21 protein-coding genes and 3 pseudogenes are annotated in these 26,232 nt (G+C 43.0%); 12 read left to right on the plus strand and 12 right to left on the minus strand.

The window, feature by feature from the left end; all coding sequences use genetic code 11:
* Window positions 1-10: 10 nt before the first annotated feature.
* Entirely contained in the window at window positions 11-778 is a 768-nt protein-coding gene (locus P7F88_RS04740; RefSeq protein ID WP_277822353.1) for a helix-turn-helix transcriptional regulator, read from the plus strand.
* Between the two features lie 8 nt (window positions 779-786).
* On the opposite strand, the gene P7F88_RS04745 is transcribed toward P7F88_RS04740, so the two are convergent.
* Together P7F88_RS04745 and P7F88_RS04750 are read right to left on the minus strand one after the other, a co-directional pair.
* A complete protein-coding gene (locus tag P7F88_RS04745) occupies window positions 787-2,031 on the minus strand; it encodes a polymer-forming cytoskeletal protein (RefSeq protein ID WP_277822355.1) in 1,245 nt (414 codons plus the stop codon).
* Window positions 2,032-2,051: 20 nt separating this feature from the next.
* Complete coding sequence (locus P7F88_RS04750; RefSeq protein WP_277822357.1) at window positions 2,052-3,614, minus strand: thrombospondin type 3 repeat-containing protein; 1,563 nt, start codon at window positions 3,612-3,614, stop codon at window positions 2,052-2,054.
* Window positions 3,615-3,885: 271 nt separating this feature from the next.
* Between P7F88_RS04750 and P7F88_RS04755 the strand changes: the two genes are divergently transcribed.
* From P7F88_RS04755 to P7F88_RS04770, 4 genes are all read left to right on the plus strand, one after another.
* Window positions 3,886-5,073, plus strand: coding sequence for an amino acid aminotransferase (locus P7F88_RS04755; RefSeq protein WP_277822359.1), 1,188 nt, complete (start codon window positions 3,886-3,888; stop codon window positions 5,071-5,073).
* Between the two features lie 21 nt (window positions 5,074-5,094).
* Window positions 5,095-5,766: an ATP-dependent zinc protease family protein gene (locus P7F88_RS04760; RefSeq protein WP_277822361.1), complete on the plus strand. Its 672-nt coding sequence runs from the start codon at window positions 5,095-5,097 to the stop codon at window positions 5,764-5,766.
* Window positions 5,767-5,841: 75 nt separating this feature from the next.
* Window positions 5,842-6,147, plus strand: a complete 306-nt coding sequence (cutA, locus tag P7F88_RS04765; protein ID WP_338405556.1) for a divalent-cation tolerance protein CutA — start codon at window positions 5,842-5,844, stop codon at window positions 6,145-6,147.
* 24 nt (window positions 6,148-6,171) lie between these two features.
* On the plus strand, window positions 6,172-6,771 hold the full coding sequence (locus P7F88_RS04770; RefSeq protein WP_277824554.1) for a DNA-J related domain-containing protein: 600 nt from the start codon (window positions 6,172-6,174) through the stop codon (window positions 6,769-6,771).
* A 38-nt stretch (window positions 6,772-6,809) separates the two neighbouring features.
* On the opposite strand, the gene P7F88_RS04775 is transcribed toward P7F88_RS04770, so the two are convergent.
* The 4 genes and pseudogenes from P7F88_RS04775 to P7F88_RS04790 all read right to left on the minus strand — a co-directional run bounded on the left by P7F88_RS04775 (window position 6,810) and on the right by P7F88_RS04790 (window position 12,499).
* Window positions 6,810-8,456, minus strand: coding sequence for an ABC-ATPase domain-containing protein (locus tag P7F88_RS04775; RefSeq protein ID WP_277822365.1), 1,647 nt, complete (start codon window positions 8,454-8,456; stop codon window positions 6,810-6,812).
* A gap of 85 nt (window positions 8,457-8,541) precedes the next feature.
* On the minus strand, window positions 8,542-10,461 hold the full coding sequence (locus P7F88_RS04780) for a bifunctional diguanylate cyclase/phosphodiesterase (RefSeq protein WP_277822367.1): 1,920 nt from the start codon (window positions 10,459-10,461) through the stop codon (window positions 8,542-8,544).
* 160 nt (window positions 10,462-10,621) lie between these two features.
* Window positions 10,622-11,822, minus strand: a pseudogene (gene fabV, locus P7F88_RS04785) (enoyl-ACP reductase FabV).
* A 77-nt stretch (window positions 11,823-11,899) separates the two neighbouring features.
* Window positions 11,900-12,499: an arylesterase gene (locus tag P7F88_RS04790; protein WP_277822369.1), complete on the minus strand. Its 600-nt coding sequence runs from the start codon at window positions 12,497-12,499 to the stop codon at window positions 11,900-11,902.
* Here P7F88_RS04790 and P7F88_RS04795 point away from each other — a divergent pair.
* The 3 genes and pseudogenes from P7F88_RS04795 (at window position 12,498) to P7F88_RS04805 (ending at window position 16,110) form a co-directional block, all read left to right on the plus strand.
* Window positions 12,498-13,174 (plus strand): annotated as a pseudogene (locus P7F88_RS04795) (ABC transporter ATP-binding protein). The gene P7F88_RS04790 and the pseudogene P7F88_RS04795 sit on opposite strands and share 2 nt — an antisense overlap.
* Window positions 13,174-15,606, plus strand: coding sequence for an ABC transporter permease (locus P7F88_RS04800; RefSeq protein WP_277822371.1), 2,433 nt, complete (start codon window positions 13,174-13,176; stop codon window positions 15,604-15,606). The pseudogene P7F88_RS04795 and the gene P7F88_RS04800 overlap by 1 nt, the downstream one beginning before the upstream one ends.
* Before the next feature lie 153 nt (window positions 15,607-15,759).
* Window positions 15,760-16,110 carry a hypothetical protein gene (locus P7F88_RS04805; protein ID WP_277822373.1) on the plus strand — a complete coding sequence of 117 codons (351 nt, stop codon included), beginning with the start codon at window positions 15,760-15,762 and terminating at the stop codon, window positions 16,108-16,110.
* 266 nt (window positions 16,111-16,376) lie between these two features.
* On the opposite strand, the gene P7F88_RS04810 is transcribed toward P7F88_RS04805, so the two are convergent.
* The 4 genes and pseudogenes from P7F88_RS04810 to P7F88_RS04825 all read right to left on the minus strand — a co-directional run bounded on the left by P7F88_RS04810 (window position 16,377) and on the right by P7F88_RS04825 (window position 21,868).
* Entirely contained in the window at window positions 16,377-17,303 is a 927-nt protein-coding gene (locus tag P7F88_RS04810) for a 5-oxoprolinase subunit C family protein (RefSeq protein ID WP_277822375.1), read from the minus strand.
* Window positions 17,294-17,994: pseudogene (locus P7F88_RS04815) on the minus strand (5-oxoprolinase subunit B family protein). The gene P7F88_RS04810 and the pseudogene P7F88_RS04815 overlap by 10 nt, the downstream one beginning before the upstream one ends.
* A gap of 5 nt (window positions 17,995-17,999) precedes the next feature.
* The gene (locus P7F88_RS04820; RefSeq protein ID WP_277822377.1) at window positions 18,000-18,746 is read right to left on the minus strand and encodes a 5-oxoprolinase subunit PxpA; all 747 of its coding nucleotides are present in this window, start codon (window positions 18,744-18,746) and stop codon (window positions 18,000-18,002) included.
* A gap of 455 nt (window positions 18,747-19,201) precedes the next feature.
* Window positions 19,202-21,868, minus strand: coding sequence for a bifunctional acetate--CoA ligase family protein/GNAT family N-acetyltransferase (locus tag P7F88_RS04825; RefSeq protein ID WP_277822379.1), 2,667 nt, complete (start codon window positions 21,866-21,868; stop codon window positions 19,202-19,204).
* Window positions 21,869-22,077: 209 nt separating this feature from the next.
* On the opposite strand from P7F88_RS04825, the gene P7F88_RS04830 reads away from it, so the two are divergent.
* Together P7F88_RS04830 and P7F88_RS04835 are read left to right on the plus strand one after the other, a co-directional pair.
* Window positions 22,078-22,659, plus strand: coding sequence for an SPOR domain-containing protein (locus P7F88_RS04830; RefSeq protein ID WP_277822381.1), 582 nt, complete (start codon window positions 22,078-22,080; stop codon window positions 22,657-22,659).
* 153 nt (window positions 22,660-22,812) lie between these two features.
* A complete protein-coding gene (locus P7F88_RS04835; protein ID WP_277822383.1) occupies window positions 22,813-23,817 on the plus strand; it encodes a D-alanine--D-alanine ligase in 1,005 nt (334 codons plus the stop codon).
* Here P7F88_RS04835 and P7F88_RS04840 read toward each other — a convergent pair.
* Window positions 23,801-24,418 carry a tyrosine-type recombinase/integrase gene (locus tag P7F88_RS04840; protein WP_277822385.1) on the minus strand — a complete coding sequence of 206 codons (618 nt, stop codon included), beginning with the start codon at window positions 24,416-24,418 and terminating at the stop codon, window positions 23,801-23,803. The two genes, P7F88_RS04835 and P7F88_RS04840, sit on opposite strands and share 17 nt — an antisense overlap.
* A gap of 436 nt (window positions 24,419-24,854) precedes the next feature.
* On the opposite strand from P7F88_RS04840, the gene P7F88_RS04845 reads away from it, so the two are divergent.
* Together P7F88_RS04845 and yciH are read left to right on the plus strand one after the other, a co-directional pair.
* Window positions 24,855-25,220: a DUF3319 domain-containing protein gene (locus tag P7F88_RS04845; protein WP_277822387.1), complete on the plus strand. Its 366-nt coding sequence runs from the start codon at window positions 24,855-24,857 to the stop codon at window positions 25,218-25,220.
* Window positions 25,221-25,222: 2 nt separating this feature from the next.
* Window positions 25,223-25,534: a stress response translation initiation inhibitor YciH gene (yciH, locus tag P7F88_RS04850; protein ID WP_277822389.1), complete on the plus strand. Its 312-nt coding sequence runs from the start codon at window positions 25,223-25,225 to the stop codon at window positions 25,532-25,534.
* 114 nt (window positions 25,535-25,648) lie between these two features.
* On the opposite strand, the gene P7F88_RS04855 is transcribed toward yciH, so the two are convergent.
* Window positions 25,649-26,017 (minus strand): DUF3693 domain-containing protein, encoded by a 369-nt coding sequence (locus P7F88_RS04855; protein ID WP_277822391.1) that lies wholly within the window; start codon window positions 26,015-26,017, stop codon window positions 25,649-25,651.
* Between the last annotated feature and the right edge of the window lie 215 nt (window positions 26,018-26,232).

Below are 26,232 nucleotides of genomic sequence, written 5' to 3' on the forward strand. Positions count from 1 at the left end.
AGAGCATTTAATGAACGAGTGTCGTCGGTTGAGTGAACTACCCCAACATCTGTCTGCCGGGCAGATAGAGCATATCCTTGAAGAAGAACTCAATGGTATCGGGCTAGAACACTATGTACTGATGATCCTCAACAACCACAAGTTACCAGTGTTTCAATATGTCGGTGGATTCACCGCTCAACAGATCAACATCTACGAACAGCATAGAGAACATGACCAGTTTCTTAACCACTATATGAGAAATAATATGCAGGGGCAGTTTGTTTATTTACAGGACATGCTGCCTATGAGCAGGATTCGGGATCAGATTTTTAACGAAGTACTGGTACCTACCGTGCAATATAGCCATTCCTATAGTGGGCTGATACCACTTCTTGATGAACACTACTTAATTCTGAGCAGCCACAGCGAAAGCCGATTAAGTTTTAAGGCGACAAAAAAAGCTCAAACTCTATGGCGCTTTTTACGGACATGGGGGAATTACTGGGTAGCGCAACAGAACATGTCCCGCCAGCTTTCGGAACTAAATGTACCTCATGAGACCGCCATTCAATTGTCATCGCTTACCACAGCCGAAATCGAAGTATTAAAGCTGCTCGTGCAGGGCTTTGACGGCAGTGAAGTGGCACAGCGTCGTAATGTATCTAAAGAGACCATAAAATCTCAGATTAAGCAGATATTGCATAAAACGGGATGTCGGCACCAAAACCAACTACTGTCTCGTTACTTTAGTTCTGGTGCACATGTGCATCCCAACTCTATGTCACTATCCGTTTAATTTTCTTACTAAGGGCAGTCTCCTGGGAAGCTGTTGTGAGCAGTAGTACTCCAACCTAACACTGGACCAGATTGGTCAGTGTTGCCGCATAGAGAGCCCATATCAAATGCTGCTTCCATATAACAGAATCCCCATAGGTCTTTTGTGGTGGAAGTAAAACTAACATCGTTATACAGGCTAGAAGTACGGCAGAAAAAGTTACCAACATCTATGGTGCGAACATCTGCAGAAGATGAATGCTGCATCGCAAATGTGGTACTCGCTGTTACGCTGTCTGCCCGCAAATTACTACTATTATGTGCTCCTACATCCGGAGAGGTTATCGCACCATCAACCGTCAACGAAGACGCTGAGCGAGCCTCAACCAAGCCAGTCGCCGCAATATCACCGTCTACCTGAGCGCTGCTAGAATTGTGAACTTTAAAATCGCTTGCATTCACATCGCCACGTACAACTAACGAACTCGCGTGAGTAGTTATAACTTCACCGCCTACCACTGCATTTCCTTCGATAACAAGGTGTCCTTTTTCTTCAACAACAACACTATTACTATCAAGCATTCCCGAATTATTCAGATTATCGTCTTGCCAGACAAAGATCGATGAGGCTTCAATATAGACTTCATTGACGCCTGTCACCTGCGGTACGGCAACAGAGCTCATCGCAACAGCTTCAAGTACCGAAGAGCTAATTGGATCATTGGTTTGCAGCGATGATCCATCCTGTACCGATATTTCGGCGAATCCCGTGTTATTAGAACCTAGCCATACTCTAGAACCGCCATGAACAGTTAACTCTGTACTACCGTTTCCGGTAACGCCTTCAAGCCAACCGTTAGCATTTCCGCTATAGGTAATACCGCCATTTACCGCTACATTCACAAACCCTACGCGCTGAAGACTATCGATGAAGATATCGCCATTAATGGAACCGTTTCTAATCATTATTCCAGGGCGATTCAGGTTTACACCTTGCCAATCACAACTCCCGGTTAGTTCGACAATTAAAAAATCAACGTTTTTAGAGGTATTAAAATACTGAGCCAGCGCAGTAGAGTCTGATGTACAATCTACGCTGTCTGTTACGCTAACTCCTCTGTTACTAGTCTCAGCCAGATTTTTTAGGTAGGTAAAGTTACTATTCATTGTTGAAGCCTGGATAACATCTCCGCTTTGGAACTCAACAAGTTCACCGGCTGCTCCGGCAGAAAGCGCTATCGTTATAGCGGCTGTTAAAAGTTGTTTTTTACACATAACTCTTCTTCCTTAAATTGCTATTGCCAAGTGGCTTCACCAAACTTAGCGGTACCAAATTTTGAGACCGTGACGCTTTCGCACACATCACCAATACCATCGTTATCGAAATCTTCCTGAACAGGGTTACTGTCCCACGGACAGTTATCTACTGTGTCATTAACGCCGTCGTTATCATCGTCCAGATCCGCGTTATCTCCCTGACCATCATTGTCAAAATCACTTGTTTCATTAGGATCATCCGGGAACTTATCTACGTCGTTGTTGGAGCCGTCGTTATCGGTATCATTCGGATATTGGTCGTCAATAACATCAATACCGTCTCCATCGAAGTCACCAGCCTTATCTGGATCAGTAGGATACTGGTCTACGCCGTCAAGATAGGTATCGTTATCATCATCAGGGTCAGCATTGTTTCCCATACCGTCACCGTCAGTATCTACAGACTCACCTGAGTCGTTAGGGAAAGCATCATCGACACTATCAACACTGTCGCCGTCGTGATCACCAGCTTTAGTTTTGTCCAGCGCAAACTGGTCTATATCATCGTTAAAGCCATCACCATCATCGTCATTATCAATAAGACTGTCGGATCCATCTCCATCATGGTCACCAGCCCGAAACTTATCCGTTGGATAACTATCTACTGTGTCCAGAAACCCATCGTTGTCATCGTCGTCATCTGCGTTGTTGCCAGTGCCATCTCTGTCAGAATCCAAATACTCATCGGCGTCATCTGGAAAACTATCTAACTCATCTGGTACACCATCTGTGTCAGTGTCGGTAGACATATCTGTACCGGATGAAACCGGGCTATCTGTTGTAGCAAGCTGATCTGCTGGCGTAGCAGCAACGACCGTTTTAATCTCTTCATTAATGCTTTCAATTACCTTTAGTACCGTTGCGTCTTCCGCTTGTTCTTCTACCTGCTGTAACATTGAGTCAAACTCTTCAGAGCTTGTCGGCAATACGTGACCAGATTCAACGACCGCCCTGGCAGCAAAAACCGCTTCTTCTTGCTCGTCGGCGACAAAATCTCCCAGGACACTATCCGGATCGATACCTAATTGATCGGCAACCTCCATCACCGCTTGCTGCTTTAACTGCGCTGCCTGGTCGGGGTCAGACATTGCATCAGGGTTCTTATGCATTAAAACGTTGACCATCGTAGAGAGAGGAGTGACTTCAGCCTCACCGGCTGGTGCAGACATCATAAACGCGCTCTGTACAGCAACGCCTTCCGGATTTGCTTCACTAATAGTCGCTTCATCTATGGTTTCGCCAGGTATGGCCTGAACGAACAACGAGTATTGTTCGTAGTCGGTTATTCCCGTCACATCTAATACGCCTACACCACCGGCACCCGTGGTTGTGTTTGGCTCTGAGTCTGTGTCTAACTGGTTATTCTGATTAACATCAAGCCAGATAACTGCATTCCTTAAATAGCCATCAATGGCCTTTACCGAATACGTTGTTTGTGGAGCCAGCGAGGTAGAATCTGTGACAGGGTCTGAATCACTACACCCCGAAAGACTGATTATTCCTGCGGCTCCAAAGGCGAGAACTAGTTGATTTAAATTCATCACTCCCTCCAAAGTACTAACATCCTTCCATTCGTCTAACGCTAGAATAGGAATCGGAAAGAGGGAATCATCACCCTAAAGGGTGATGCGCATGGTTAATTTTGATTGGATTTGACTTGTATCAATCAATTAGTGCTAGCGCTCTATTCGTTAATGAAAGAGGGCAGATTTATTTTATTTTTGCGATAGCTGTCAAAAAGCCCTTTTGAATTCTTAGAACAAGTGATAACTTGGTTTCATTAATACAGTATTTCAAAGGGTTGCGATTTTCATGCTTTCACATCTACCAACTCCTGAAAAGGATCCAATACTTTCTCTAATGACGGCCTACAGGGAAGACCCACGCTCCGAGAAAGTGGACCTTGGCATAGGCGTCTATAAAAATAGCCAGGGTGACACGCCCATAATGCAGGCGGTTCAACAGGCCCAGATCAAGGTACAGGAAACTGAAACCACGAAATCTTATATTGGGCTAGCCGGTAATGAGCTGTTTAATCAGCAAATTACAAACCTTCTGTTGGAAGGTACATCTGCCATCGGCAGAGTTTCCGCTATCCAAACGCCAGGGGCGAGTGGGGCGTTACGTATGTTAGGTGACCTTATGAAAGTCGCACAGCCAGATACCACGGTTTGGTTAAGTAATCCTAGCTACATTAACCACCAACCTGTTATGGAGTCTGCCGGATTAAAAGTCAGGCATTATCGCTATTTCAGCCCGAAAACAAAGACCGTTGATATTGAGTTGATGCTTGAAGATATTTCACAGGCAGGCCCCAATGATGTGGTTCTGTTGCACGGCTGTTGCCACAACCCTACCGGCGCAGATATTGATTTTGATACCTGGAAGGCAATTACTGAACTGTCTCACAAAAACGGCTTCACGCCATTTGTAGACATTGCCTATCAGGGGTTTGGAGATGGGCTGGAGCAAGATGCTCTAGGGCTGCGATATATGGCAGATAATCTTGAAGAAGTCCTGATCGCCACATCTTGCTCTAAGAACTTTGGTTTATATAGGGAGCGTACGGGAGCCGCGATTGTAGTCGGTAAAACCCAAGCCGATACCATTAACGCCAAAGGCAAGCTTTTGAAATTGGCAAGATCGACTTACACCATGCCACCAGCGCACGGGGCAGCACTTGTTTCTGCGATCCTGGATGACGAAGCATTAACGGCCACCTGGAAGAACGAATTAGTTGAAATGCAGCAGAGACTGGTCACTCTGCGTCAGAAGCTTTGCGAAGAGTTGAGACTAGTTCACAATTCCCAACAGTTTGATTTTATTGAGTCTCACAAAGGCATGTTTACTGTGCTAGGATTCTCTCAGGAACAGATGCAAGCACTGAATAAGCAATTTGGTATCTATGGGGTTGGTGACGGACGTATCAATATTGCAGGACTCAAAGAGAGCGACATTCCTTATGTTGCCCTTGCCATTTCGCAGGTTGCTGCATCTTGATATTTTTTACCAGGAGGAACAATGCTTAACAAAAAGACTCTATTCGCTCTTACATTGTGTGTTGGATTAGCCGCTTGTTCAACAACCCAAGAGGTAGAAGAAACAGAGTCCAACCAAATTGAAAAGCCCGCAGAAGTAGAGCCAGTGAAACCTGTAGTAGATGAATCTACAGATGATGAAAACAAGGTTGTACCGATACCTGAGCCCGAAGTTAAACCCGAGCCCAAGCCTGAACCTAAGCCTGAACCATTGCCGACTAAAACCGAGGAAGGTAAATATATCTTTGGTCAGGAAGAGTGGGTTTTTATCCCTGGAATAAGCAAGTATTTTGTCGCGAAAGTCGATACCGGGGCAACAACCTCATCAATTAGCGCCACCGATATTGTTAAATTTGAGCGAGATGGTAAAGACTGGGTTAAGTTTAAGATTAACCATAAAGAAATGAGTTCTGATGAAATAAGTCTTCCTGTACTTCGTTGGGCAAAGGTAAAGCAGTCAAACAGTGAGGAATCGCAAAAACGCCCAGTAGTCACTTCCTGGGTCCAAATTGGCGAATTTAAAGATAAAACCGAATTCACTTTGGCAGACAGAACCCATATGAAAACGCCGGTGATTCTTGGGCAGAGCTTTTTTAGGGATGTTGCAATAGTCGATATCAGTAGAAAGTACGTTCAACCAAAAAGTAAAAAATAAGTTTAAGGCCCGGTTATCCGGGTCTTTTTTTAACTTCATATACCGATTGGGGCAGAAATGAATAATAAATACTGTATGGTATTAACCACCGTTAATAGTGACTCGATAAAAAAGACAATTATAGAATCAGTGCTAGAACAAAAACTTGCCGCATGCATCCAGTCTATACCGATCCATAGTCACTATATTTGGGATGGGAGTGTGCAAGAAGATCACGAACAAATATTAATTTTAAAAACCCAAAAAGCGCTCTATAGCAAAATAGAGTCCTTGATTTGCGACCTACACAATTACGACGTACCACAGATAGTGCAAGTCCCGTTTACTGACGGGTTTAATCCTTACTTAAGCTGGATCGAACAATCTACTCAGCAAGATTAATCCTGATAAAGGTAAACATACATGATGGATAACCCCTTAATATTGCCAATTTTTCAATACTTAAAGCAAAATAAGGGGGATAAGCCCAAGCCGAATTGGAAAGTACATGAAATTCTGGATAGTTTAGTAAAAGAGAACCTACTCCCGAAATTAGACAGTTCGCCTAATAAAGATCTGTTTAAAAAGAATTTTCTAATAATGAACGCCTTGTACGAATTGCAAAGCTCATTACCGGAAGATAAGTATCTGCAAGTTCATTCCATGGATATTCGTTTATTCAGCTCAACACAGACACAAGCTCAACTCCCTGATCCCACAGATCCGCTTCGAGACTACTACCTAGACTGGAGTAACTACGATACATCCGAAGACAAGATCCAGCAGTTATTCGATCAATTTTGGTTAAAATACAGCCAGTATGTTGGGGGGACAAAAGAGGGTTTATCGTATAAAGAAGCGTTGGATGTATTCGAACTACCCGAAGGCGCAACTCAGCCTGAAATCAAGCGTAAATGGCGTAAACTAGCTTTAAAATGGCACCCGGACAGAGAAGAGGGCGATAAAGATAAGTTTCGTATCTACTATATGGCCTGGTCTACGCTCAGAGCTAAAGCAACCCAGTAAACAAAAAGGCCAGAATAAATCTGGCCTCTCGCTCGTTACTAAATAAATTTAGCTTTACGTAAGCGATTAAGCGCTGCTAACACATCAATCGGTCTGGGCTTCGCCAGATCTCCGTGTGGAGGAAGCAACTGAAACAAATTACCTTCAACCAGTTTTGTGATCTCAGCAGAAAGATCACCAGCGTTATTCTGTTGCTGAACAAGCAAGAACCATAACCAACCAATGCCATTCACTTCACTGCTGGACTCCAGTTGCTCCAGAGCTGTTAAATCGACATACTCTTTACCGAAGCGAAGAGAGTCCACACCTTTGGCTGTTACCCTGAACTTTCCTTCAGCTAAAATCGACTGTAACGAAGTCGTGTTCAGTTTACGAGGTTTGAATTGTGTTAACTGAGCCCCAGATTCGTTCTGTCGCTTATTAGGGTGCTGTAAAATTACCTGTTTTGCTTTATCAGTAATATCCAGCGCCTGGTAGTCGTGCATCTGTATTACGGTATCTGCAACATCAAGATAATCACCGGAGCCACCCATAACAATAATAGTAGAGACCCCTTGCTCATCTCGTAGATGGTCAATGCTGTCTACCAACGGTGTGATAGGTTCTTCTCCCTTCGAAACCAGCGCCTGCATTCGTTCATCCCGAATAAGAAAGTTAGTTGCTGACGTATCTTCATCGATAAGAAGGGTAGATGTACCAACTTCAAGAGACTCTTGTAACCAGGCCGCTTGTGAGGTTGAGCCGGAGGCATCCTGAGTAGAGAAGCAAGAAGTATCTTTCCCCATCGGTAGGTTATTGATGTAGTTAGATAAGTTTAACTTGTGTACACAACGACCATCCTCAGCTTTGATTTTCATTGCATCTGAGTTAGCAACAACAAATTCTCGGCCATCTCCTGGGATATGGTTGTATATAGAGCGTTCTATCGCATTCAGCAATGTCGACTTACCGTGGAAACCACCACCAACAATCAAGGTGACACCTTTTTTGATGCCCATACCTTTGATCAAACCACGGTTGGGGGTGCTCATCTCAATTTCCAGCGAATCCGGTGATGTAAATGCAACGGCATCTTTCATCGCTATATCCTGATTCCCTGCAAATCTTGGTAATACGGCACCGTTTGCAACGAAGGCAACAAGATTATTCTGTTCTAACTGGGATCTTAGCGATTCCTGATCTTCAATAACCTCACAATGATGTTTCAACGCAGGGATATCCAGCTCTCTTTCCAGAGTCGACTTTCGAACCATCTTTGGCAGGTGAAAGGTTAAAAGATTCAGGGCCTTTTTAGCTAAAATATTTCTACCTTCCGCAGGAAGGTTAACTCTGAACCTTAACTCAATCCCTTCTTCGGTAAATAATACCGAAGTATGATCGAGTACCGTTTGTCCGGTAACAGCGATAGAAATTGCAGAATCATGCTTAGCATATTCCGCAAATGTTCGGGTAATAAAGTCTCGTGCTGCGATTTGATAAGTATTGGACTTTTCGCGTAACCACAACAGCCCGGTAGGAGCCCATGGTCTTACTGCACGAATCCTGGAAGCAGAGGCATATGGATCCCCCTGTACATGATCAATATAGAGATCAAAGTCCTCGAACGAGTGTTTGCCCTTAATCTGCTGGTAAGCCTTGTAATTCTGTTTCTCTAGCTTTTTAAGTTTTGCAGTGAGTTGATCCATATTATCCGCTGTGTGAACTGTATCTTATTTCAAGAGGGCGAGGATTATAGTTAAACCTAAGGCATTAATCAAAAATACCAACCAATTAGTGCTTGTGTGATGGCTGGTTTGAAAACTCTATAGTATGCCGGGCTTGTTGTATAAACACTTCGCTAAACTGCTGACAGTCCATTGGTTTTCCATAGAGATAACCTTGTGCATAGTCGCAACCTTCGCTAACAACGAAAAGCTCCTGATCTAAATCTTCGATACCTTCGACCATCACTTCGATATTCATCTTTTTGGCCACTCTGATCATAGAGCGCATGATTTCTTTATCGTTGTCTTCATGGGTTATGTTTTGTGTGAAACTCTTATCGATTTTGATGATAGAGAAGGGGTATTTTTTTAGATAACTGAATGACGCATACCCGGTACCGAAGTCATCCAGTGACAGGGTCACCCCCAAGTCCCTTAATTGATGCAGGGTTTGATTCGCTAATATTTCGTTATGAATCAGGGAGTTCTCGGTAATTTCTATCTCCAGGCACGAAGAAGGTAATTGATAGGTGTTCAGCAGGTGTTTAACTTGTTCTATAAAATCTTTGTTCTGTAATTGAACTGCCGAAACATTCACCGCAATCTTAAAGTCCTTTGTGTGGTTGTACCATTCACTCGCCTGCTCAATAGACGCTCTCAAGACAAAGCTGCCAACCTCAAAAATCAAACCATTCTGTTCGGCCATCTGAATCAGTGTTTCGTTAGAAATAACTCCAAGCTTTGGATGGCTCCAGCGGATAAGCGCTTCAGCCCCAATCCAGCGGCCAGTTTTCAATTCAACCTTGGGCTGAAAATAGAGCACAAGGTCATCATTTCTGACCGCCTGCAACAGGTAGCTCTCAAGTTTACTTGCGTTAGTTTCTTCTCTTGAAAACTGCATTGAATAGAGCATATATTTCTGACCTGACTCTTTACACGCCAGCATTGCCTCCCTTGCATGCTTACTCATCATTGACGCAGTTTCAGAAGTTTCGTTTGAAGCCGCCCCCAAGAAAGCATGCAGGTGTACTCTTTCACTATCTAACATAAATTCCGAATGACTCAACTCAGAAAGGCGGGCACAAAAAGCATCAATAAACGCCTGATTTTTATTCACTTCTACGACAATACCCAGATCAGCGACGCCAATACGCCCACTAAACGAGTCCATTGTGTCTATATTCCCGATTCGTTCTCGGTAAGCCACAATAAGGTCACTAAGCGCTTGTTCACCATACCTTGCCTGCAGGCGTCTCCCATTGGTAAAACCAATTTGCACCAGATACAAAGCAGAATCAGGATGTAACGTTTGAAGTTTACTATCAATTTTCTGCTTAAATGAGTCTAAATTATACAGTCCAGTCGCTGTATCATGACGCTTTTGATAGTCGATTTCCTGCTCAGCAGCCTTACGTTTATCTATCTCAAGACTGAGTGAATAATTCAGATTAGCGAGATCCCGTGTGCGATTTTTTACCCGTTTTTTCAGCTCTTTATTTAAACGCATTAACTTCGCTTGCTGATAAATAATGGTCAACTGAGACTCAATTGAGTTTTTAAAGGTATCAAGGAGTGCTCGGTAAGTCTCAGAGTAGTGGTTTGGCTTGTTATCAAGGATACACATGGTGCCAAACACTGAACCATCGGGCCAGTTAACTGGCAAGCCAAGGTAGGAAACCATCCCTAGTTTAATATCTGGATTGTTGTCCCATTGAGGGTCATCCAGAGCATTAGGGATAAGCAGTTCTTGCTGATTTTTTATTACCGTCTCACAATAGAGGCCCTGAGGGATGGATTCGGTATCTCCCTTATTGTAAGGGTTATTTTCGCGATTACTGCTGACAAAAACCTCGATATTATTCTCATGCACCCTCATTATTAGTGTACTTGGTACAGCGGTGATCTCCGCTAAGATATCAAGCGTACTCTGCCAACTACTTAGGATTTCATCCGGGATCGATAGGGTGCTTGTGTCAATTCGATTCATACTACAACTATCCATGTTGAAATGATTAACTTCCTTAGGTTATCTGGATCATCCTGATCTCAAACTACCTATTGTTCAGTATATGCTGTTTATGCGGCGAATAATAAAAAACCTCCGAAATCAGAGGTTTTTATCATAAATATTTTAGACCTGAGACAAACTAGGGCTTTAACGATACTAACTCTTCGAAGTCAAACTCCTGGTTATAATCAACCCCTTCAATGTCGAAGCCATTCAATTGCAGAAACTCTTGTTTGTATCCTGCATAATCACCCACTGATTTAAAGTTCTCTTCGTTCATCTGTCCCATCAGCGTAGACACCTGTTCCTGAACGTCACTAGCTAATTCATATTCATCAATACGAAGAAGACGCTCACCATCGACTGGTACGCCTTGCGGGTTGTAGAGTTTGTCAGAGAATAGACGCTGCATCTGTTCAATGCAGGTTTCGTGAGTTCCTTGAGCCTTCATTACTTTGTATAACGCCAGGATGTAGGGAGTAAACGCAGGGATAAACACACTTGCTTTGGTAACTAATGCTTTACAGACCGTTGCGTAAGCGCCGCCACCGTAGTTAGCCAGTTTAAGATTCAAAGCATGGCTGGTCTGGTGCAAATCTACTTTAGCTCTGCCCAATGTACCTTCAGTGGTAAATAGGATGAGTACATTCTGGTCCGATATAAGAGAACGCGATAGTTTTGCAACTTGGAGCAATGGAATCCGAATTGATTAGAGTATCTATCCATGACTCCCAATCCTCTCCACCCATCACTTTTATTGTTGATTCGATCTCTTCTTTAGAGGCGGGCTCAACGGTGGTTTGCTGCCAGCTGTCATTTTCAAGAACGATTGTTGCACCTGTGGCGCTTTCACCGATGGTTTTGATTGAAGATCGCCACATCCCGTCGCCGTAAGGCTTTGGTCGTACACCCGTTGCGAGGCTGTATATGATAAGGTCGACTTCTCCATCAAAATGCGTCTCTATGGCTTCAATGACCTGCTCGCGAACCTTATCAGAAAAGGCATCGCCGACAATGTTGATCGCTTTACTACCTTCACGCTCTGCTTTCTGTTTAAAGAAAATGTTATTGTACCAGCCCGCGCTACCAACGCCTTTTTCTGATGGGCCACGCTCAAAAGAAACCCCAATAGTATCCGCCTGGCTCCCACCAAAGGTCAGTGCAATTCTGGCTGCAAGCCCAAATCCGGATGATGATCCTAGAATAAGCACTCTTTTCGGACCATTTTTGATTGGCTTGGCACTTTTAACGTAATCAATTTGTTTTTGTACCGAAGCTTCACATCCTATAGGGTGGGCCGAGCGCGCAACCACTCCCTGAATTTCAGGTTTGATAATCATCTACTTAATCCTTTTTAAGCACAGTAGCTATCGAATATATATTTGTAATACTTAACTTGACTTGAGCTAAAGCAACATTACTCCAGATAAAGTGCCATGTTGTCAGCCATATATTCAGCAATCCATGGTTGAGCTTTTGCGTTAGGGTGAAGACCATCTTGCATCATCCAGTCCTCATTAAGAATGATGTGTTCAAGGAAAAAAGGAATCAAAGGCAAATCGGCATCCCTAGCAATGGCGGGATAAATATTACTAAAAGCTTGACTATATCTTTTACCATAGTTAGGCGGTATTTGAATCTGCATAAGAATAACATTTGAACCTGCATTCTGAGCTTTTAATACCATCTGTGTTAGATTGTTTTTTATCGTATTTGGGTGAAAGCCCCGCAACCCATCATTGGCACCAAGCTCAATTAACAATACATCTGGGGAATGCTGAGAGAGCAGGTCCGGTAACCTTTGAAGGCCATTTCCAGTGGTATCGCCAGAAATACTGGCATTTATAACCTCATAATCGAAACCGCGCTCTTTCAGCTCATTTGGTAGAATGGATGGCCAACTTTGATCTAAAGACATTTGATAACCGGCGCTTAAACTATCACCAAGTACCAAAATTGTGTTACTACTAACAGATGAAGAAAAAAGAATAACTAACAGGGAAATAAGTCGAATCATGCCACAGTCCGTAATTAAAGCTGAATCAATTGCTAAATTAGTTTCTACCAACAAAGAGCATTTAACAATCCTTGAAGATGTAAATCTAGATATTTTTGAAGGAGAGTCGGTTGCAATCGTCGGGACTTCCGGCGCTGGTAAATCAACACTTATGACCTTACTTGCTGGCTTAGATGTCCCCACCAAAGGTGAAGTGACGCTCCTGGGTGAAGCTTTGTCTACCATGAACGACGAAGAGAGAGCCTCGCTTAGAAGTGAGTCTATCGGATTCGTTTTTCAGAGCTTTCTGTTAATTCCAAGCCTTACTGCTCTTGAGAACGTGACATTACCTTGTTTACTAAAGGGCAATGAAGAAGATAGAGAGCGAGCAGTAGAACTGCTTGAATCAGTTGGGTTAAGTAAACGGATAGATCACCTGCCATCGCAATTATCAGGGGAGAGCAACAGCGGGTGGCACTTGCCAGAGCCTTTATGATCAAACCCAGGATACTGTTTGCCGACGAACCAACAGGTAACCTGGATCAGCATACCGCGGAAAAAATCGTTGAGCTTCTGTTTGAACTCAACAAAACTCACGGCACGACACTTGTCCTTGTTACACACGATCAGACACTTGCTGAACAGTGCGATCGCGTATTTCACATGCACGCTGGCAGTCTCGAGGAGGCTCAGTGATGACAGACATAAAAAATCAGTCGGTTAATACGCGGCTCTTTCGCTGGAGCGTTGAAGAGATAAGGCATGGACAACTTTGGCCTGTAGCTGTAGCGTTAACACTTATTATTGCCTGCGTGTTTGCTCTGTCTGCTCTCGCAGAGCGTATGGAGCAGGTTATCGTTAAGCAGGGAAGAGACGCGCTTACCGCCGACCTCGTTTATTCTTCCTCGAATCCAGTACCTGAACAACTCACTCTAACAGCTTCTAATACACCTTCTGTTCAGATTTCATCGATGACACGTTTTGGCACTATGTCATTTAGTGACACCGATATGCAGTTAGTAACGGTTAAAGCTGTGGATGATAATTATCCCCTCAGAGGTGATCTTTCCCTGGATAATGGCAGCCAGAGAAAAGGTTTTGTCGCTCCAGGTGAACTGTGGCTTGATGAGCGTGTATTTTCATTGTTGAATGTTGAAATGGGTGACAGTGTCACTGTGGGCGATGCTGATTTTGTTATATCTGGCCGGGTTGCTGAAGAACCAGGATTGAGTTTTAATCCCTTTCAACAAATGCCTGCGGTTTATATTCACAACTCAGATATTGAAAAAACAGGCGCTCTTCAGCTAGGAAGCCGCGTACGTTTTCATCTCTACCTACAGGGTGATGACTCCTCACTAAGAAATATAAAAGATTCCATAGAGCTTACACCTAGTGATCGTTGGCGAGACCAAGAGAGTGCCTCTCGAAGCAACGAGTTGTTCAATACAACCACTCAATACCTATCGTTGACTGTTGCTATCGTCATCATAATGGCAGCAACGACATTAGTGCTTACCTGTCAAAGTTACGTTGCGAGCAGGCAACAAACGGTCGCAATGTTAAAAAGTTTAGGAGCAACGAAACCGTGGCTGATTCACTGGCTCAGTCTACAAGTGCTACTTCTTTTTGCTGTGGGAGTAACATTCGGATTGCTTCTTGGCATCGGACTGGAAGTTTTATTAAGAGTGCCATTAGACGGCCTTCTTCCAGACCCACTCCCGGGTTATGGATTTATACCAGCGTTAGTTGCGGTATTATCATGTGCGCTTATTGGTATTCCTGCGCTTGGGATTCCACTCTATTCGCTCATTAGCACGTCTGCAGTGAACGTTATGCAGCCAGCTGAACGCAAAAGCAGCAAAAAAGCTTTGTGGCTTATTCTAGTACCTTTATTTCCTATGATGGCGGTCTATAGAGAGAACATTCTCGTATGGTTGGTCCTGGGGGGAATTATCGGGTTATTCGCTCTGCTTGCGGTAATAAGCATCTTCCTGATTCGGGTTGTAAGTAAGCTTCCGCTTTCAACATCTTTAAAGCTCGCGGTTAGCAGAATCAGTCGTTCCTCCGTTTCAAGTGGTATACAGTTTGGCGCGTTAGCGCTATCTCTAATGCTTTTAGCGGTGATTTGGCTGGTCAGAACCGATTTGCTTGCTGACTGGCAGCAAACCATCCCAAATAATGCACCGAACGTGTTTTCAATTAATATTGCACCTTATGAAAAGGACTCATATCTGGAAGCGCTGGACCAAAGTAACATCGAGCGTTCTCAAGCGTATCCAATTATCAGAGGTCGTGTTAGCTCGATTAACGGGAATGAAGCAAAAGAGTATGAGGGTGTAGATAAACAAAGTGACTCACTGCAAAGAGAAATCAACTTCACGTGGGCAGAGAGTATTCCGGAAAGAAATCCGATAATTGAAGGAGCTTGGACAACAACAGCCGGGGTTTCTGTAGAATCGGAGATAGCAACTGAGCTTAACCTTAAGATAGGCGACAAACTGGGCTTTGTTATAAACAGCCAGAATGTAACCGCGACGGTAAACTCTATTCGCCAGGTTGAATGGCGAGAAATGAAGCCAAACTTCTATTTTGTGTTTACACCCGATGTGCTTGAACAACTTCCTGCGACCTGGATGGTCAGTTACAGAATTGCTGATGGACAGAATCGTTTTCTCGGCGAGTTATCGCGTTCGTTCCCAACGGTCAGCATACTGGATATACGTACAATGGGTAGTAAAATTCAGGCACTATTGGCCCAGATTATTTGGTCTGTGACCGTACTAGCTGGTCTGGGTGTTATAGCAGGGATATTACTTATCTTCACACTCCTGAGGTTAAGCTTGAGCCAACGGCAGGACGAAATCCGCCTGTACCGAACTCTAGGAGCGAGTAAGAAAAGGATCAAACAAACTATCTGGAGTGAATATGGATTGATGGCACTTGTGGCAGGTTTAGTGTCCAGCATTGGTGCTGAAGCAAGCGTAGCAGGGCTAATGATCTGGGGGTTTGAACTGGAAAGCAATCTCCACCCTACGCTTTGGTTTATGCTGCCAATTCTTGCTTTTGCAGTACTGGCCTTAACCCTTAATACACTGATAAAGAAGTTATTAAATCCAATTTATCAGTGATATGTATCAATCTATCAAAAACAATTTACCTTAGATATTCAAATAGCTAGCACTAACATGTAACATAGGGCACTACTAATGAAAATGATTCCTATCATCAGGGAGTGTTAGCATGAATGCCAACATCCAGGGAAAAAGTGGAAAATTGTTTTAATGGAACTCAACAAACAGGCAATCAAGAAACACACAAAACGTAACTTTAGAGAGATCATTGCGTCGAGTCGCTGCGGTTGCCTTAGTTGCCTTCGTATATTCAAACCTGCAATGGTTGTTGAATGGGTAGGGCACAGCAGTACCGCTATTTGTCCCTACTGTGAAGAGAGCGAGGTTATTGGGTCGGCATCGGGTTATCCAATCACTGAAGAGTATATCGCTCACTATGCAGCTGCAACGAACCAGCGACAGCAGGCGGTACATATCAGCTCTAAATATCGAAGCTCGTTCTCTCTCCCATCTATGCTAGATAAGTCGGTTGCTTTCAGACGTATTACCGATCAGAAATAAAGTACTGGTCATAATGACCAGCTCCCATCAATCCTCGCGTTTTCCAATACCTTTTTAAGTTATCCACAAAAACAGTGGATAACATTTGGGATAAGTAATATTTCTGAATTAGGTTAATCTTTGCAGGGCAGAGTATGCCTGTCATTGGGACGTGTACTGTGTTTATTCCATCATATCAGACTTATACACCGAATCCCGGTCAAGTAAATTTTAATACGTTTTAACTATATAACGAGAGCTGGTTAAAATGTAATCTTATATACGCCTTAATAGCCGAACCTGAGCGCCCATGCATTCCAAATGGCTTGTAAATGATGTCGGTTACCTTTTATAAACCGGACTGACTGGCCGGGTTTAGCCTGAGCCAGACGAGGTTGATCGATTCGTGCCAATACACCGATTTTTGGGTATCCGCCAAGTGTTTGTCTGTCGCTGAGTAGCACAATCGGTTGCCCATCTGGCGGTATCTGGATCGCCCCCAATGCAATGCCTTCAGAAATGACACCGCTATAAGGTGGTGCGATAGGTTGCCCCGTCAAGCGATAACCCATTCTGTCGCTAGACTGACTGACGCTGTACATATTTCTGTAAAAAGCTCGCCGAGTTTCTTTAGGGAAATCCTGCGCCTGATATGACTCTATAACTCTTAGCCTTAAAGGAAGGTTATAATCGGGGATAAATCTAAACGAAACCTGCTGTGCGTCTTTTTTGTGTTCGGACAGGCCAATTCGAATCTCATCCCCTTCAATTAATGGCGTTCCGTCTTGATGCAACCCACCTAATCGCTCTCTCATCACTGTTGAAGTACTGCCTAGATGGGGTTCGACGATAAAACCACCGGCGACAGCAAGATATGCCCTCAGTCCATTTTTAGGCAATCCAAACTTTAACGTTTGCCCTTTGGCAATATAAAAGGAGGACCAATTGACAATCGGTTTATCATCGAGTTTAACCTGAAGATCTCCGCCACAAATAGCCGCCATGCATCCTTTGGTAAAAGTAAACTCTGCCTGCCCTAAAGTAATTTCTAATACCGGACAACCCGGTGTATTACCCAATAACAAATTTGACCAGCAATACGCATACTCATCTAAAGGTCCTCCTTGAGTCACACCGAGCGGAGAGATACCAAAGCGTCCAATATCCTGGATCAGGCTCAACTGGCCGGGTTTTACTACTTTCATTATCGCCATAATTTGCCACCCAGTTCTTTATATTCATACTTATCGATAGACTGAAAACGCACTTTTTCGCCAACACGAAAAGGAGAGAGCTGATCACTATCAGGGTCAAAAAGTTCAACCGGGCAATTCCCGATGATATTCCACCCCCGGGAGTGTCACTTGGATAAACAGCGGTCTGGGTATCGGCGATACCGACACTTCCTTTTAAAACCTTAAGTCTAGGTGTAGCCAATCTTGGCGTTGCGAGTACTTGATCCACGTGAGCGAGGAAAGCAAACCCCGGGGCAAAGCCGATCGCACAAACGGTATACTCTCTGCCAGTGTGTAGCTCTATTAATTGCTCGAGTGTCAGCTTTTTATCTTCCATTACGCTAATAAGATCCGGCGCAACAGACTCATGATAATAAACTGGTAAAACAATACTTTGCTGCCGGTCTTCTTCGGGATATAACTCAATACTATGAAGAAGATTTGCAATACTGGTAAGTAACTCTTGTTCTGATATCCGAAATGGCAGGTAATCAATCAGAAGCGTGGTGTACGATGGAGTTACGCTCATAATTACATCCTGATGTTCAGACACAATAACTTCCGCAATCGCACTAATATATTTGGGTAACTGTGTATCAATTTCGTTGGAGAAACGGATTAGGATTGAAGACTCACACACAGCTTCTATTGAAAGTTGATCCCACTTCATATCACTTATAATCCTTCCAATGATTCATACAATCTTCTTACGACGGCTATTGAAAGTGAATTGTCACCGTGAATACAAACCGTGTCGGCTTCAATAGGAATTTTTTGGCCAGTCACTGAAGTGACACTTCCGTACTCTGCCAATTGCATTACTTGATAAAAAATATCCTCACTGTTTTTTAATACTGCTTTGTAGTGACTTCTGGGTGTTAACAACCCATTGTCCTGATAAGTTCTATCGGCAAACGCTTCGAACAAAAGAGGGACATTATATTCATCGGCTAACTCGAGATATTTTTCATTTTGCTTAGTCGCGAGGATCATCAGAGGTAGAGAGAAAGATTCACAAGCACTTACAACAGCTTTAAACACCGATGGATCTTTCATCATATCGTTATAAAGCGCACCATGAGGTTTTACGTAGTGCAATTCAGCATTGTGGTAGTGACACAACGCCTTTATGGCGCCAATTTGGTATACCATTATCTGACTTATTTCGTCATTTTTAAGCGCTACTGTTCTGCGTCCAAATCCTTGTAGGTCGGGGTAGCCAGGATGCGCGCCTATCTTAACTCCATGCCGAGTCGCCAGTTGTATGGTCGTAGACATTACTGAAGGGTCAGAAGCGTGAAAGCCACACGCAATATTGGCCATATCAATCCAGGGCATAACTTCCTCGTCATTCCCCATCTTCCAGGCGCCGAAACTTTCACCCATATCGCAGTTAATCATTAAACGTTCGTTAAGTTTCATAAATATCCAGCCAAAATATTATTTATTTAAAATGCATCAACTTAGCTAAATAATCAGTGATCCATTTCATCTAATCATTAACGTAGACGCAACATTTATATTAATTAACTTCTAAAGACAAATGTTGATGAAAAAACAAACTACACATTCACCTCGATTATTGTTTCCGCCAATTCATTTGACTCAGCTCAACCTTTATACAAAAAATACTATTTACCGTATATAATCCAGTCAACCATGTTAAACTTTAATTGGTTTTAACAATTTTATAATTGAAAAAGGGGGATTTGGTGGAGCTTGCGCTTATTTGTACCTTTATCGTCGCTGCGGTGATAATGGTTAGAAAAGAGATGAAACAAAAATAATTCAGACATCTTTTATTTTTCATTTTATTCTGAATATTTTGATTTTTACGATTAAGGGCCATTTTTTATGGCCCTTTCGCATTTCTGAGCTTAATTGAGAGGTAACAACATATCTGCCGTACCATCTTCAAACTGAATATCCAGCTCAAAACCCAACTTCTGAGCCAGTGTTAACATGCCGCGGTTTGTCGGCATGGTCATTCCGGACATCTGCTTCGTCCCTCTAATGCGGCAATAATCAATGATCTTAGCCATCAGGATTCTTCCTAATCCCTGACCTTTAAGATCAGAACGGATTAATATGGCAAACTCTGCATCGATGTTTTCAGGGTCAATAGAAGCTCTGGATACGCCCAAAATTTGTCCCTGATTATCTACAGCGACAAACGCCATTTCTCTGTCAAAATCTATTTGAGTGAGATTAGCCAGCGCTTCATGGTTAAACTCACCCACATCAGTAAAGAAACGCTTGTAAAGGTCTTCTTTCGATACGTTTTTAATAAACTCTGCATGCGTAGGCTCATCTTCGGGTAGGATAGGGCGTAACAGTATTTCCTGACCATTTCTCAGCTTGACACTTTCTTCAAACTCGACAGGATAGGGGCGGATAGCCAGTCGTTGATGCGCATCACCTTCAAATGGCTTGAGCATCAAGTCTGCGTCCAGGATTGTCAGTGAGTTTTCTCCGACCAGTAAAGGATGAATATCAAGCTGATCGATTTCAGGGTTATCGATAACCATTTGGGAAATACGAACCAAAAACTCACACAATGTTTCGATATTCAGAAATGAAGTCTGTTGAGGTCGAATTTTGTGTCCTTTAATAGCACGGATTATCAGATATCTGGCCAGTGCCATATTTAAAGGTAGCAAAGCCGCAGCAGCATCTATATTTTCATCCCATTGCGAACCACATTCACCTAAAAAAATCGCTGGGCCAAATGTTTCGTCTGTTGCGACTTTAACTCTTAACTCATATCCACCAATCCGGCTCGCCATCTCCTGAACTATCAGTCCATGGATGCGGGCATTAGGAAATTCCAGCTGAACGTTATCATAGACTGACTGAGCAGCGTTCTGTACCTCTGTCGCCGTTTTCAGATTAAGGAAAACACCATGAACATCAGACTTATGTGCGATGTCGGGAGAACGCAGCTTAACCGCTACAGGGTAACTTATTTTCTCAGCAATCTGTACCGCTTCACTCGGTTCCTGGGCAATCCATGTATCCAAAACACCAAAATGATACTGTTTAAGTAAAGGGGTGACCTGGTGAGTGTCGAGAGTTACCTTACCTTCGCTAACTTGATCTTTTACCCAATCACGAGCGGCCTTGACCTGCATTCGCGTTAGTTGTTCGGCCGTAGTAGGCGTTTCCATAAGCTGTTTCTGGTTTCGTCTATACTCTACCAGGTGCATGTAGGCAACCACAGCGCTTTCAGGCGTTCTGTAAGTAGGGATACCAGCATGAGTAAACAGAGCTCGCGCTTCACGAGTCGTTTTTTCTCCACTCCAGTTAGTTAATATATTAAAGCGCTTATGCCTCGGGTGGTTTTTAATACAGTCTATTACTGCCTGTGCGGTTTCTGTTGAATGCGCTACAGCAGATGGGCTGTGCATTATTAGAAGTGCATCGATATCATCACTGTCTAGCATTGCATTGATGGTTTTTACATATCTGTCTTTGTCAGCATCACCAACCATGTCAACAGGATTACTTTGAGACCATGAAGCTGGCAATACGGCACTTAGCTTGTCCTTAGTTGAGACATCCAATTTCGCCAATTTTCCACCTCGCTGTAACAAAGTATCGACAGCCATAATGGAAGGACCACCACCATTGGTAATGATACCAAGTCGCTCGCCGCGCAGAGGAACAGCATGAGTAAGCGTCTCAACCGCAGCAAATAGCTCATGAGTGTTGTTCACGCGAAGCATCCCCGTTCTTCGAATCGCGGAATCATAGATGATGTCTATCGTGTCACCGCCTCCGGTATGACGTTTGGCAGCTTGTCTACCTGCGTGTGTTCGCCCACCTTTGAGCACCAGAATTCTTCTATTACGTGAAGCAGCACGGGCGGCAGACATAAACCTTCTCGCGTCTTTGATAGAGTCTAAATAAAGTAGAATAGCGCTGGTTTTGCTGTCTGTACAAAGATGATCTAATAGCTCAGCAAAATCGATATCGCTCCCGTTACCAATAGAAATAAACGCAGAGAAGCCTATATCTTTATCGTTTGCCCAATCTAGTACCGTTGTACAGACTGCGGCTGATTGCGAAACAAAGGCAATGTTTCCTTTTTGGGCGGTAACCGGTGAAAAAGATGCATTAAAATTAAGCCAGGGTAGTATTAATCCCAAAGAGTTTGAGCCAAGGATTCGAATACCGTTTTGCTTTGCTATCTCTACACATTCTTGTTCAATAGTAAGATCGTTTGCTCCCGTATTGTGCATATCGGAGGAGAGTATGATTACCGAAGGCACTTTACGTGCTGCTAAGTCTAGAAACAGCGATTTGTTATGGCGGGCATTGGTACAAAGAATAGCGACATCAGGAACAATTGGCATCGACTGTACATCGGGGTAAGCCAACACACCACAAACAGACTTGTACTTAGGTGTAACCGGAATAATCGCCCCCTGAAAACCGCCCTGAAGCAAATTTTTCATTATCACTTCGCCGGCACGAAACGGTTTGTTTGAGGCACCAATAACGGCTACGGAAGAAGGTTTCAGTAACTTAGTGATATTATTCATGTTTGCTCCTGTATTCTGCACCTATTAATCATAATTCATCTATCTAACAATGAACGATTTACTGCCATGCTTTGTGGAGCGCCGAACCTTCTGACGCTGACTTTGTGCCTTGGGTCACACCAAATTTGTTTCTTGATTAAATCGCCACTTGATTCTGAGGTTGTGTATAGGCATGATTCTAGTAGTGTTTTATTACTACTAGTTATTCCATGAAAAAGATTTCGATTATAGGGCTTACGACTTTACTGGCAGCTTGTTCAAGTGGCTCCTATACCACAGACGTAACGTCAGAAAGTTACAAGGAAGATTTCAAGCCGCAAGTGGTTGCTTCAACCGTTCCGAGCAATGAAGCGATGACTGAAACGTCAATGACCCAGCCAAAACCTCAAGCTAAACCAAACACGACTATGTTGGTTGCGCCAGAGGAAAGTACAGTAAGGGCTCAGGCCAAACCACAATCTAAGAAAGTTAAGATTGTCGCAGCCGAGCAGAAACACCGAGATAAAGTACAACGATTTGGTTACACACTTCAGGTTATAGCTGTAGATAGCGCCCAGAAGGCGCAAACTCTTGCCAATCAGCTACCTTCAGGAACTTCTGTCTGGGAACACTATAAACGTGTGAACGGGACTGACTGGTATGCGCTGCTATATGGCGACTACGAAACAAAATCCGAAGCCAAAGCCGCAATTAGTACATTGCCAGTTTACTTCAGAGAGCTGAAACCGTTCGTAAAAAGCCTGGATGATGTAAAAAACTCAGAATATCCAAAGCTTAAAAAACTGAAATAATGCATAAAAGGGCCCTAAGGCCCTTTTTTAAGGCGCTTTTCTAACCAAATGAAATGAATTGTCATAATATTTACCTATTTGGGCTGTACCTATCTGGTCAGTTAGATATGATTAGTCCATATTACTTTTCGTTGTTCATGGAATGATTTCTTAATGACTATGTCTACAATTCTTCTTCTTTGTGGCGGTAATTCGTCCGAGCATGAAGTTTCTCTGGTTTCTGCTACTTACCTATTAGATCAACTTAAAAAACAACCCGATTTTAAAGTGATCAGAGTAGAGATTAAGGCCGACGTCTGGGTAACAGACGAAGGGAAAGAGGTCATCCTTGATATTAACAAGAAGTCTCTGATTTCTGATTCTTGCGAAACCCAAATAGACTATATCATTCCTTGTGTTCACGGTTACCCTGGTGAAACCGGAGATCTTCAGTCACTATTCGAGCTTTCAGGTATCCCATATTTTGGCTGTGGCCCAGAGGCAAGTGTTGTTTGTTTCAATAAAATCACATCCAAGCTCTGGTATGACGCATTAGGCATCCCAAACACACCATATCTTTATCTGACAGAAAACAGTCCTCTTGAAACAACAAAAGCCGAACAAGCCTTTGAAAAGTGGGATAAAGTATTTGTAAAAGCAGCAAGTCAGGGTTCTTCAGTTGGCTGTTACAGTGTAACTTTTAAAGAAGGTTTATCTACAGCTATTGAATCTGCATTTAAGTATTCGAGTCAGGTTCTCGTTGAAAAGTCAGTTAAACCAAGAGAACTCGAAGTAGCAGCGTATGAAATTGATGGTGAGTTATACGTTACAAAGCCTGGAGAAGTTATCGCACCAGAGGGAGATTTCTACAGTTATGACGAAAAATACAGTGCTGACAGTCATTCTATAACCGAAATAGAAGCTAAAAATCTTCCGGAAGAGATCTTAGCTAAAATTGAACAATACTCGGCTAAAGCGTTTAGACAGTTACACCTTAAAGACTTGTCACGTATAGACTTCTTCTACACTCAGGATGGTGAACTTTATCTGAATGAAATCAATACATTCCCTGGAATGACGCCTATTTCAATGTTCCCTAAAATGCTTGAAAATAATGGCCACGATGTGAGTGAATTTCTAGCGTCTGCGGTGAGAAAAGCTATTAAATCCAAGGCCTGATTGTTTTAAACTTAGATTTTTCCGTATCAGAAGTACTCTGAAAGTTTAGATATTGCGCTGGCATAGCAGGGCTAAGCCAGCGACCAAACTCCTGTATACCCTTTAAATCATGACCCTGTAACTTTAATGCCCTCGCAGCACCAACTCTGGGCGATTGTGCCGTAAATCGCATCTCTTCAGACAAGCCTAACTTATCACTAGCCCGGCGCATCACCCGATATATTGAAGAGTCATCCAGCGCATCTTCGCCAATATTACCGTGCTTATCGATCCGCCTGAAACAAATCCCTTTGCCTGGTAGCAGGTCAAGCCATCTGCATAGTGCGTTTGAAGCGTTGCCTGACAAAGCATATCGATTGTCGCCGACAGAAACTACTGCCTGGCCGTGATCGAATTTAACGCTTTCTAATTCTAGATATCGCAATTCGGAGCGCTTTAACGCACATTCGAACATCAAATAGTAAATAGCGAGATCCCGATAAGCCTGGGGAGAGTTATCTCTCTTCATCAGGTTGTCCAACTGAGATAAATGCTCATTGGTAAAAGCATTGGCTTGCCTTGCATCTCCGTTTTTCTCTAACTCTAGCTGCTTAATTACCAACCGTAACTGCTTATTAGTTCCAGGATCACGGAAGCCATGTACTTTGTGGACAACACCGATCGATACACTGTAACGTTTTATTGAAGAGAACTTTCTTATACTGGATTCTTTTTCGAGAAATAACCTAACGGCAGTGAAAGAAGCAGGTAAAGGTGTAACATTATACTTACTGCAAAATAAAGCGAATCGATTCCAATCTGAAGCTATGGCTAACTCAGAACTTTTTGAATAAACGCCTCGTGTCACATTGCAAACTACAGCGTAGTCTACTGAATGCTTAAATCGCTTGATACTTAGCTCAAGTTCTTTGCTATTTTCAATGGGTTGAAGATTTTTTTACTCACGACTTAGCTCTTTATTCATGTATTTTTGGCTTGAATATCACTCAAATGTAATTATCATTAAAAGATTCCTACTAAAAAGATAATCAAGCGGTATGGCTACTACATTTCATAGAGGATATTGCATACAGTCAAGTTCAGATAGAGAAGTTTGGCACGTGCGAATCAAAAACCAGGTTCTTTCTGGGAATCTTCCCGCTGTAAAAAAGTCCATTGATTGGTGGTGTGATACAGCAACAGTTATCGACCCTAAAGAGTTTGCTTCACTGGCACCCAAGTCAACAGAAGAAGCAAATGAGCAACTCGAAGAGTATAATGGCTTCACGATAAAAAGCGATACAGGCACTAAAAATAGCTGGTACTGCATGTTTCAAGGCAAACTAGTGAAAGGTTCAAAAGAAGCCATTAAGAAGCACATCGACAAACATCTTGCAGTTAATGCGAGCAGAAAGAAGAAGTAATAATGAGTTTAGTATATTCCACAGAATCCGGCCGTATTAAGCCAGAGCAAGACAAACCTCAACGAGAGAAAGGTGACGGTATTGTTCGAATTCAGCGCCAAACTAAAGGTCGTAAAGGTAAAGGCGTTTGTATTGTTTCCGGCCTGGATCTCGATGATGCACCACTAAAATTGATGGCTGCCGAACTAAAGAAAGTTTGTGGCTGTGGTGGCTCTGTAAAAGATGGAACAATCGAAATACAGGGTGATAATAGAGACAAAATCAAAACACATCTCGAAAAGAAAGGATACACCGTAAAGCTAGCAGGTGGATAAGCTATCTATCGTTCTATAGTTAATAAGCAGAAAGCCAGCGTTAAAGCTGGCTTTTTCGTATAGGTAGTATGGGAGTAGAAGTAACAAATTAACTTCCTTTGCAATCCACATAATTTAACATAACACACATAATACGCAGTAAGGTATAGTTTCGTGCATCATCATATCACCTATGGTTAATACGGTATAACCTGCTGAAATCTTAGATAAATCTCTTGGGTTTGCGAACTTCGCAAGACGTTCCCAAATAGCCTTAATTCTTGGGTCATCATTCTGATCTGCATGACAACCCAGTAATGCAACCTCTGGTGAGATATTTGCACCCTCGGCTAAGATAAGTGCTTCTTTATCCGAGATTTTTCGGATTCCTCTGCGCATTTCATAGATTCTAGTCGGGTTTACACCTAAGTCATGTGCAACTTGCTTGTCTTGTACGTAGTTTTGCGCCTTTTTATAGGCATCTAACAGGTTACTTTGGTACATAGCTTGACCTCCATTTTCAATCATTTTAGCGTATATCGAACGTTTTTTCGCACCTTGTGCCTACGAATATTCGGGTTTAGACTCACGAAAAATCGAACTGAGATTCGTGATTTTACCGTATTAATGTCATGAATTTGTTGGGATTATTTAATAAGTCCCCTTGTGCTTTTGACCTTGACTCAAGGCACTTGGGGCATCAATCAGTCAGGTGGTTG

The organism is Vibrio hannami (genome assembly GCF_029589055.1).
Lineage (GTDB): Bacteria > Pseudomonadota > Gammaproteobacteria > Enterobacterales > Vibrionaceae > Vibrio > Vibrio hannami.

Coding starts and splice junctions, on each gene's coding strand:
- P7F88_RS04740 (WP_277822353.1), top strand. CDS start 11: ATGAACGAGTGTCGTCGGTTGAGTGAACTACCCCAACATCTGTCTGCC.
- P7F88_RS04745 (WP_277822355.1), bottom strand. CDS start 2,031: ATGTGTAAAAAACAACTTTTAACAGCCGCTATAACGATAGCGCTTTCT.
- P7F88_RS04750 (WP_277822357.1), bottom strand. CDS start 3,614: ATGAATTTAAATCAACTAGTTCTCGCCTTTGGAGCCGCAGGAATAATC.
- P7F88_RS04755 (WP_277822359.1), top strand. CDS start 3,886: ATGCTTTCACATCTACCAACTCCTGAAAAGGATCCAATACTTTCTCTA.
- P7F88_RS04760 (WP_277822361.1), top strand. CDS start 5,095: ATGCTTAACAAAAAGACTCTATTCGCTCTTACATTGTGTGTTGGATTA.
- cutA (WP_338405556.1), top strand. CDS start 5,842: ATGGTATTAACCACCGTTAATAGTGACTCGATAAAAAAGACAATTATA.
- P7F88_RS04770 (WP_277824554.1), top strand. CDS start 6,172: ATGGATAACCCCTTAATATTGCCAATTTTTCAATACTTAAAGCAAAAT.
- P7F88_RS04775 (WP_277822365.1), bottom strand. CDS start 8,456: ATGGATCAACTCACTGCAAAACTTAAAAAGCTAGAGAAACAGAATTAC.
- P7F88_RS04780 (WP_277822367.1), bottom strand. CDS start 10,461: ATGAATCGAATTGACACAAGCACCCTATCGATCCCGGATGAAATCCTA.
- P7F88_RS04790 (WP_277822369.1), bottom strand. CDS start 12,499: ATGATTCGACTTATTTCCCTGTTAGTTATTCTTTTTTCTTCATCTGTT.
- P7F88_RS04800 (WP_277822371.1), top strand. CDS start 13,174: ATGACAGACATAAAAAATCAGTCGGTTAATACGCGGCTCTTTCGCTGG.
- P7F88_RS04805 (WP_277822373.1), top strand. CDS start 15,760: ATGGAACTCAACAAACAGGCAATCAAGAAACACACAAAACGTAACTTT.
- P7F88_RS04810 (WP_277822375.1), bottom strand. CDS start 17,303: ATGGCGATAATGAAAGTAGTAAAACCCGGCCAGTTGAGCCTGATCCAG.
- P7F88_RS04820 (WP_277822377.1), bottom strand. CDS start 18,746: ATGAAACTTAACGAACGTTTAATGATTAACTGCGATATGGGTGAAAGT.
- P7F88_RS04825 (WP_277822379.1), bottom strand. CDS start 21,868: ATGAATAATATCACTAAGTTACTGAAACCTTCTTCCGTAGCCGTTATT.
- P7F88_RS04830 (WP_277822381.1), top strand. CDS start 22,078: ATGAAAAAGATTTCGATTATAGGGCTTACGACTTTACTGGCAGCTTGT.
- P7F88_RS04835 (WP_277822383.1), top strand. CDS start 22,813: ATGACTATGTCTACAATTCTTCTTCTTTGTGGCGGTAATTCGTCCGAG.
- P7F88_RS04845 (WP_277822387.1), top strand. CDS start 24,855: ATGGCTACTACATTTCATAGAGGATATTGCATACAGTCAAGTTCAGAT.
- yciH (WP_277822389.1), top strand. CDS start 25,223: ATGAGTTTAGTATATTCCACAGAATCCGGCCGTATTAAGCCAGAGCAA.
- P7F88_RS04855 (WP_277822391.1), bottom strand. CDS start 26,017: ATGTACCAAAGTAACCTGTTAGATGCCTATAAAAAGGCGCAAAACTAC.